General features: G+C 70.0%; 7 protein-coding genes and 1 pseudogene. 3 read left to right on the top strand and 5 right to left on the bottom strand.

Features of this window, described 5'->3' with window-relative positions:
* Positions 1 to 58: 58 nt before the first annotated feature.
* Positions 59 to 799 (top strand): DsbA family oxidoreductase, encoded by a 741-nt coding sequence (locus WH07_RS32330; protein ID WP_046508051.1) that lies wholly within the window; start codon positions 59 to 61, stop codon positions 797 to 799.
* Between the two features lie 69 nt (positions 800 to 868).
* Positions 869 to 1,915, top strand: a complete 1,047-nt coding sequence (locus WH07_RS32325; protein ID WP_046508055.1) for an aminotransferase class V-fold PLP-dependent enzyme — start codon at positions 869 to 871, stop codon at positions 1,913 to 1,915.
* 20 nt (positions 1,916 to 1,935) lie between these two features.
* Here the strand turns inward: WH07_RS32325 and WH07_RS32320 are convergent, their stop codons facing one another.
* Complete coding sequence (locus WH07_RS32320) at positions 1,936 to 3,312, bottom strand: serine hydrolase domain-containing protein (RefSeq protein ID WP_046508049.1); 1,377 nt, start codon at positions 3,310 to 3,312, stop codon at positions 1,936 to 1,938.
* A gap of 33 nt (positions 3,313 to 3,345) precedes the next feature.
* Positions 3,346 to 3,879: a MarR family winged helix-turn-helix transcriptional regulator gene (locus WH07_RS32315; protein ID WP_046508053.1), complete on the bottom strand. Its 534-nt coding sequence runs from the start codon at positions 3,877 to 3,879 to the stop codon at positions 3,346 to 3,348.
* Positions 3,880 to 4,038: 159 nt separating this feature from the next.
* Here WH07_RS32315 and WH07_RS32310 point away from each other — a divergent pair, with 159 nt between their 5' ends.
* Positions 4,039 to 5,103: an alkene reductase gene (locus WH07_RS32310; RefSeq protein ID WP_046508047.1), complete on the top strand. Its 1,065-nt coding sequence runs from the start codon at positions 4,039 to 4,041 to the stop codon at positions 5,101 to 5,103.
* A 60-nt stretch (positions 5,104 to 5,163) separates the two neighbouring features.
* Here WH07_RS32310 and thpD read toward each other — a convergent pair whose 3' ends face one another.
* From thpD to ectB, 3 genes and pseudogenes are all read right to left on the bottom strand, one after another.
* The gene (thpD, locus tag WH07_RS32305) at positions 5,164 to 6,078 is read right to left on the bottom strand and encodes an ectoine hydroxylase (protein WP_046508045.1); all 915 of its coding nucleotides are present in this window, start codon (positions 6,076 to 6,078) and stop codon (positions 5,164 to 5,166) included.
* Between the two features lie 2 nt (positions 6,079 to 6,080).
* Positions 6,081 to 6,509: an ectoine synthase gene (locus WH07_RS32300; protein ID WP_046508043.1), complete on the bottom strand. Its 429-nt coding sequence runs from the start codon at positions 6,507 to 6,509 to the stop codon at positions 6,081 to 6,083.
* 78 nt (positions 6,510 to 6,587) lie between these two features.
* Positions 6,588 to 7,973, bottom strand: a pseudogene (ectB, locus tag WH07_RS32295) (diaminobutyrate--2-oxoglutarate transaminase); the annotation flags it as partial.
* Between the last annotated feature and the right edge of the window lie 88 nt (positions 7,974 to 8,061).

The raw sequence follows: 8,061 nt of genomic DNA, 5'->3' as shown, positions 1-8,061 counted from the left end.
GGTGGAGGGTCCCTCCGTATGATGGGGGGCCGGTATGCCGGACGGAGGGAGCGGGACTGTGCGGGTGGAGATCTGGGGGGACATCGGGTGTCCCTGGTGTTATATCGGGAAGGCCCGGTTCGAGAAGGGGCTGGCGGCTTTCGCCCACCGGGACGAGGTCGAGGTGGTGCACCGCTCGTTCGAACTGGACCCCGGGCGGGCCAAGGGGGACGTCGGGCTGGTGACGGACATGCTCGCGAAGAAGTTCGGGCGGACCCGTGAGGAGGCGCTCGCGATGGAGGAGCATGTGGCCTCCAACGCCCGGTCCGAGGGGCTCGGTTATGTGATCGAGGGGCGGGACTACGGCAGCACCTTCGACATCCACCGGCTGCTCCATCTCGCCAAGGCCCGCGGCCGGCACGACGAGCTGCTCGACCTCGCCTACCGGGCGAACTTCGCCGAGGAGCGTTCCGTCTTCGACGACGAGACCCTGATCTCCCTCGCGGTCGACGCCGGTCTGGAGGAGACGGAGGCCCGTGCGGTCCTCGCCGACCCCGACGCGTACGCCGCGGACGTACGGGCCGACGAGCGCGAGGCCGCCGCGCTGGGGGCGAGCGGGGTGCCGTTCTTCGTACTCGACCGGCGGTACGGGGTGTCCGGCGGGCAGCCGGCCGAGCTGTTCACCCAGGCGCTGGAGCAGGCATGGGAGAGCCGTGTGCTCACACCGCTCGCGCCCGCCGTCCGTAACGAGTCCGCGAGCGGCGCGGTCTGCGACACCGACGGTTCCTGTGAGATTCCGCAGGCCGGAGCCCATTCATAAGCATTGCTTGGATACGCCCATCAGAATTGCGCAATTGACTAAGAGGTGACCGGGTTCCAGGGTGGGTTCATGGACACCCTGGGAGGCGCCGAGTTCGCGCCGGAGATCACCTATCTCAACACCGCGAGCTGCGGTCTGCTGCCCCGGAGGACCATCGCCGCCGTACGGGCGCTGGCCGAGCTGAACGGGACCGGGCGGGGGACCGGTTCAGGGAGCTTCGAGACCGTCGACGCCGCCCGCGCCTCCTTCGCCCGGCTCACCGGAGTGCCGGCCGAGCGGGTCGCCGTGGGCAGCGCGGTCGCGGTCCATGTCGGACTGGTCTCGGCCTCGCTGCCGACCGGCGCCGAAGTCCTCTTCCCCGAGGGGGACTTCAGCTCGGTGATCAACCCCTTCGCCGTCCGTGGCGACCTCAAGCTGCGGTACGCACCGCTGGAGGACCTCGCGGAGGCGGTACGCCCGGGCACCGCGCTGGTCGCGTTCTCCTCGGTGCAGTCGGCGGACGGCAGGACCGCGGATCTGGCCGCGGTACGGGCTGCCGCGGCCGCGCACGGTGCCCGTACGCTCGTCGACACCACGCAGTCGGCCGGCTGGCTGGCGGTCGACCCGGGGGCGTACGACTACACCGTCACCGGCGGCTTCAAGTTCCTGGTCTGCCCGCGCGGTACGTCCTTCCTCACCGTGCGGGAGGAGGTCCAGGACTCACTCGTACCGCTGCACGCGGGCTGGATCTCGGGCGGGGACATCTGGGGCAGTACATACGGTCCGGTCGAGCAACTGGCCGACTCCGCACGCCGTTTCGACGAGCCGGTGTCTTTCCTCTCGTACCACGGCGCCGCCGAGTCCCTCGCGCTGCTGGAGGAGATCGGAACGGAAGCGGTCCACGCGCACAACACCGCCCTCGCCGCCCGCTTCCGCGAGGGCCTGACCGCCCTCGGACACGAACCGGTCCCCGGGAACTCGCCGATCGTCTCCGTCCCGGGCCTGACGCACCGCCACCCCGACCTACAGCGCGCGGAGGTGGCGGTCTCACTCCGCGCGGGCTATCTGCGAGCCGCGTTCCACCTCTACAACACCACGGCGGACGTGGACCGAGCCCTGAACGTCATCGCGGACTAGCTCCACCCGCACGACTTGGTTCACCGGAGCGCGAGTTCGCAGGGGTACGAGAGGTAGTTGCCCAGCAGGCCGTCGGACTCGCCGTTCTTGTACGCGTGGACCACGCCGACCAGCCGGTCTCCTTCGCGCCGGAGACCGAGGAACAGGCACGGGCTGTTGATCCGGGCGTCGGCGGTCGGCATCTGCAGAGGGAGGAAGGCCCGCAGGTCCCAGGCGTCGGAGGCGACGGCCTCGCTGACCATCTCGTCGTGGCCCAGGCGCAGTCCGATCCGGCCGCCCGCCAGGACCCGGAGGCCGATGGGGATCTCGCCCCGGGGCGTGCCGACCGCACCCGACCACGCGCCTCCTTCCGGCAGGTGCAACGGGCGTTCCCGGTCAGGGACGACCGGGGAGATGGACTCCGCGGGGATGTCGCCCGGCACCAGCGTGTCCAGTACATACCGGACGGTCGCGTCCCGGGCCGCCTTGGACGTGCAGTTGGACAGCACTGCGATGGACAGTTCCCGCTCGGGCACGGCGACCGTCATCGACGCCACACCGCCCCCGCCGCCGCCATGGCTCAGCACCACGGGCCCGTCGCCGTACGAGACGCACCAGCCGAGTCCGTAGCCGAGGCGGTCGTTGACCGGGATCGCGGCCCGCACGGCTGCCGCCGTCTCCGGCTTCAGCAGCCGCTCGTATGTCTGGGCGAAAAGGGCGAGTTCGCCTGCCGGGGCCCAGCCGAGCGTGGCGCCGGGGTGGTCGCAGCCGTAGTCCGGGTAGGCCCGTCCGCCGGCTGTGTAGCGGACAGCGGCGGGGCCCGGCCCCGGATAGGTACGTCCGACATGGCAGCCAGCGAGGCCGAGCGGCTCGAACACCCGCTCCCTGATGAAGGCGCCCAGCTCTCGCCCGCCGGCCGACTCCAGCAGCTTGCCCAGGAGCCGGTAACCGAGGTTGGCGTACTCGAAGCCGGTGCCGGGCTCGCGGTACAGCTTCGTGTACGCGTCGGCGTCGATCGCCGCCGCGCCGTCACCGTACTCCCAGGCGTAGTACGCCCCGAGCCCGCCGCGATGCTGGAGCAACTGGCGCACGGTCGGGGCCGGCCACCGGTCCTGGCCGCGGTTCCGGGGGAGCGGATGCGCGGGGACGGGGACGGGCTCGTCGAGGTTCAGCAGGCCCTCGTCGGCGGCCAGACAGATCGCGGTCGCGGTGACCGGCTTGGTGACGGAGGCGACCCCGTACGCCGTGTCGGGGGTGGCGCGGCGGCCGGTGGCGGTGTCGGCCGTACCGTACGCCTCGGCGAGCACCACCTCGCCCCGCTCGGCCACCGCGACCGAGACCGAGGGGCAGCCGTGCGCGGTCAGCGCGTCGGCGCAGAACTCGGCCAGGCCGCCGCGCAGTTGGTCCAGCCGGCCCATGACCCTACTTCCCCTCCCCAAGTGCCCCGGGCCTCAGCAGGCGTCTGTTGGGCGGTGGGGGCAGTCCGCTGTTTCCTTGCAGAGGTTCTCCTCCACCTTCGCCAGCAGCCGCGCCAGTTGTGCCCGTTCGGTGGCGTCCAGGCCCGCGAGCGTGTGGTCCTCCAGGTCCGCCCAGGCGTCCCCGACCTCCCAGCGCAGTGCGCAGCTCTCCCGGGTCGCCTCGACCAGGACCGCCCGGCGGTCCTCCGGGTCGGGGGAACGCTTCACGTACCCCGCGTGGTCCAGGCGCTGGAGCATCTTGGTGACCGTCGAGGGGTCGAGGTCCATCGACTTGATCAGCTCGGACTGGCGCACCGGACCGGCGGACCAGAGGCGCATCATCAGGAGTTCCTGGCCCGGGTACAGGCCCGTGCGCCGCAGCAGTTTGCCCGCCGCGATGCGGTGCAGCCGGGCGACGCGGGACAGGGCGTGGCTGACCGGGCCGCCGCACGCGGTGCCGGGCTCGTCGCTCGTACAGGCAGGGTCGTCCGTACGGTCGTCCGCGCGGTCGGACGTACGGTCCGGCATCCGGTCCGAGGTCACGAGGTCAGCTCCTGCGTCATGGGAACGAGTTTAGCTTGGTCGGCCAAGGAATGAGCTAGAGTCGTCGACTGTTGAATGCTTGGCCGACCACATATCCGGTCGGTTACGCCCGTTGTGCCGTCATTTACCGCTCTGGGAGCCCCCATGACCACCGCGTTCGACCCGATCGACCTCTCGGGCACGCAGCTCGCCAACCGTATCGCCATGGCCCCGATGACCCGCAGCCGTGCGTTCGGCCCGGGCCACTCGCCCACCGATTCGACGGTGACGTACTACGCACAGCGCGCCTCGGCCGGTCTGATCATCACCGAGGGGACCCAGCCGTCGGTGGTGGGCCAGGGATACCCGGACACCCCGGGGCTGCACAGCGCCGAGCAGGTCGCGGCCTGGCGCAAGGTCACCGACGCCGTCCACGCCAAGGGCGGTGTCATCTTCGCGCAGCTCATGCACGCCGGCCGGATCGGTCACCCGGACCTGCTGCCCGACGGTCTGGTGCCGGTGAGCGCCTCCGCCGTCGCCCCGGAGGGCCAGCTCTACACGCACGACGGCCCGAAGGACTTCGTCACCCCGCGCGAGCTGACCTCCGACGAAGTACGGCAGACCATCGCGGACTTCGCCTCGGCGGCCCGCAACGCGATAGACGCCGGCTTCGACGGTGTCGAGCTGCACGGCGCCAACGGCTATCTCATCCACCAGTTCCTGGCCCCCGGCTCCAACCTGCGCACCGACGAGTGGGGCGGCTCCGTGGAGAGCCGTATCCGCTTCGCGGTCGAGGTGACCCGCGCGGTGGCCGAGGAGATCGGCGCCTCGCGCACGGCGATCCGCATCTCGCCCGGAAACCCGTACAACAGCATCGTGGAGCCCGAGCCGGAGGCCGCGTACACGGCACTGGTGAAGGAGCTCGAACCCCTCGGGCTCGCGTATCTGCACCTGATCGAGAACAACCGCGAGCTGACGACCGCCCTGCGCAAGCTGTTCTCGGGAACGCTCGTCCTCAACGTCGCGACCGAGGGATTCACCACCGCAGACGAGCTGAAGCTGATCGAGGACGGTACTGCCGACCTGATCTCCTTCGGGGCTCTCTTCCTCGCCAACCCGGACCTGCCGGCGCGGCTGAAGGCCGGCGGCCCCTACAACACCCCTGAGATGGCGTCCTTCTTCGGGGGCGACGACAAGGGGTACATCGACTACCCGTCCCTGGAGGGCTGACGCAACACGACGGGTGGGGCAGGCTCGTGCCGCCTGCCCCACCCGCCGTCCCGCGCGGAGTCAGCGCACCGGTGTGAAGTCCCGCGCCCCGATGAACTCCGGCCGCGGCGAAGGCGCCGCGAACGGCTCCACCGCCGCGTTCTCCACGCTGTTGAACACGATGAAGACATTGCTGCGCGGGTACGGCGTGATGTTGTCGCCCGAACCGTGCATGCAGTTGCAGTCGAACCAGGTCGCCGAACCCGCCCTGCCCGTGAAGAGCCTGATCCCGTGCCGGTCCGCCATCCGCGTCAGCGCCCCGTGCGACGGTGTGCCGGCGTCCTGCATCTTGAGCGACCGCTTGTAGTTGTCGCGCGGGGTCTCGCCCGCGCAGCCCAGGAACGACCGGTGCGAGCCGGGCATGATCATCAGCCCGCCGTTGGTGTCGTAGTTCTCGGTCAGCGCGATCGAGACCGACACGGTCCGCATACGCGGCAGACCGTCCTCCGCGTGCCAGGTCTCGAAGTCCGAGTGCCAGTAGAAGCCCGACGCGCCGAAGCCCGGCTTCACATTGATCCGCGACTGGTGGACATAGACCTCGGAGCCCAGGATCTGGCGCGCCCGGCCCGCCACCCGCTCGTCGCGCACGAGCCCGGCGAAGAGCTCGCTGATGCGATGCACCTCGAAGACCGACCGTACGTCCTGCGACTTGGGCTCGATGACCGAGCGCTCGTCGGCCCGGAGCTTGGGGTCGGAGATCAGCCGGTCCAGCTCGGCGCGGTAGAGCGCCACCTCGTCCGGACCGATCAGCTCGTCCACGGTGAGGAAGCCGTCCCGCTCCAGGCCACGCAGATCCGCCGGGGAGACGGGGCCAGCGTCGCCGGGCGCGGACCAGACGACGGGGTCCTGGCGCGGGGTGATCACCTCGCGGGGGCCACGGGTCGGGTAGAGGTCGGTCCGCTCGGTGTTTTCCGTGCGTACGGGAGTGGTGGTCATCGTCAGACCTCCTCCGAGGGTTCTGCCGGGTGTGCGGCCGGTTCGGTCAGCAGTGGGTAGACGCCGTTCTCGTCGTGGTCCTCGCGCCCGGTCACGGGCGGGTTGAAGACACAGACACAGCGGAAGTCGGTCTTGGGACGGAGGGTGTGGCGCTCGTGCCCGTCCAGCAGATACATCGTGCCGGGCCGGATCCAGTGCGTCTCACCGGTCTCGTCGTTGGTGAGTTCGGCCTCGCCCGCCACACAGAGCACGGCCTCGATGTGATGGGCGTACCACATCGATGTCTCCGTGCCCGCGTACAGCACGGTCTCGTGGAGGGAGAAGCCGACGTTCTCCTTGGCGAGCACGATGCGCTTGCTCTCCCAGGTGCCCGAGGCCGACTTCACATGGCGGTCGGTGTTCTCGATGTCCTTGAACGATCGGACGATCACGGTGTGTCGCTGCCTTTCTGTGCGCGTACGCTCCTTGTGCGCGTACGTGAGGTGTGGCCCGGTGGGTACGACGGCATGTCAGGCGGTCTCCAGGACCGCGCGGGACAGTGTGCGCAGGCCCTCGTCCAGCTCCTCAGGGGTGATGGTGAGCGGCGGCAGCAGCTTCACCACCTCGCCGACCGGGCCCGACGTCTCCAGCAGCAGCCCCAGCTCGAACGCCCGGGCGCAGACGGCGGAGGCCCGGTCCTTGTCGGCGAACTCCAGGCCCCACACCAGGCCCCGGCCCCGGAATTCGGCGCCGGTGCCCGTGTGCGTACCGCTGCTCGTACGGCCGGTGCCGCTCGTACCGCTTCTGTTGCTCGAACCGCTTCGGCTGCCCGTACCGCTTCCACGGCTCGTACGGCTTCCGTCGCTCGTGCCGCTGCCGCTGCCGCCGCCGATGGCAGCGCTTTCGGCGCAGATCGACGCCAGCGCGCGCTCCACCTGCTCACCGCGCGCGATGGTCTGCTTCTCCATCTGCCCGTCCGCCCAGTACGTGGTGAGCGCGGCGGCGGCGGTGACGAAGGCCGGGTTGTGGCCCCGGAAGGTGCCGTTGTGCTCGCCCGGTTCCCAGATGTCCAGCTCGGGGCGGAACAAGCAGAGCGACATGGGCAGTCCGTACCCGCTGATCGACTTCGACAGCGTGACGATGTCCGGTGTGATGCCCGCCTCTTCGAACGAGAAGAAGGCACCGGTACGGCCGCACCCCATCTGGATGTCGTCGACGATCAGCAGCATGTCCTGGCGCCGGCAGAGATCGGCCAGCGCCCGCAGCCACTCGGGGCGCGCGACATTGACGCCGCCTTCGCCCTGGATGGTCTCGACGATCACCGCGGCGGGCTTGTTCAGGCCGGAGCCCTGGTCCTCCAGCAGCCGTTCGAACCACAGGAAGTCCTCGGTCTGCCCGTCCAGATAGTTGTCGAACGGCATCGGGGTGCCATGGACCAGCGGAATGCCGGCCCCGGCGCGCTTGAACGCGTTGCCGGTGACGGCGAGCGAACCCAGCGACATTCCGTGGAAGGCGTTGGTGAAGGAGACGATCGACTCGCGGCCCTTCACCTTACGGGCCAGCTTGAGGGCGGACTCGACCGCGTTGGTGCCGGTCGGCCCCGGGAACATGACCTTGTACGGCAGGTCGCGCGGCCGGAGCACCACATGCTGGAAGGACTCCAGGAAGGCGCGTTTCGCGGTCGTCGCCATGTCGAGGCCGTGGGTGATGCCGTCGCGCTCGATGTAGTCGATCAGCGCGCGTTTCAGCACCGGGTTGTTGTGGCCGTAGTTGAGCGCTCCGGCGCCGGCGAAGAAGTCGAGGTAGCTGTGGCCGTCCTCGTCGGTGAGGCGGCTGCCCTGCGCCCGGTCGAACACGGCGGGCCAGCCGCGGCAGTAGCTGCGCACCTCGGACTCAAGGGTCTCGAAGACGCTCAGTGCGGGCGGGGTGATGGTCACAGGAATCTCCTGCCGATGGGGGTGACCGATGGGGGTGACCGATAAAGGTGAGGAGGGAGGGTGAGGG

This window comes from Streptomyces odonnellii, assembly GCF_000981895.1.
Taxonomy (GTDB): domain Bacteria; phylum Actinomycetota; class Actinomycetes; order Streptomycetales; family Streptomycetaceae; genus Streptomyces; species Streptomyces odonnellii.
Note: the sequence above shows the minus strand (reverse complement) of the source record. Positions and strands in the feature narration are given on the sequence as shown.

What these genes read in the sequence shown, in the direction of transcription:
- WH07_RS32325 (WP_046508055.1), top strand. Translation starts at nt 869, where the DNA reads ATGGACACCCTGGGAGGCGCCGAGTTCGCGCCGGAGATCACCTATCTC.
- thpD (WP_046508045.1), bottom strand. Translation starts at nt 6,078, where the DNA reads ATGACCACCACTCCCGTACGCACGGAAAACACCGAGCGGACCGACCTC.
- WH07_RS32310 (WP_046508047.1), top strand. Translation starts at nt 4,039, where the DNA reads ATGACCACCGCGTTCGACCCGATCGACCTCTCGGGCACGCAGCTCGCC.
- WH07_RS32315 (WP_046508053.1), bottom strand. Translation starts at nt 3,879, where the DNA reads ATGCCGGACCGTACGTCCGACCGCGCGGACGACCGTACGGACGACCCT.
- WH07_RS32320 (WP_046508049.1), bottom strand. Translation starts at nt 3,312, where the DNA reads ATGGGCCGGCTGGACCAACTGCGCGGCGGCCTGGCCGAGTTCTGCGCC.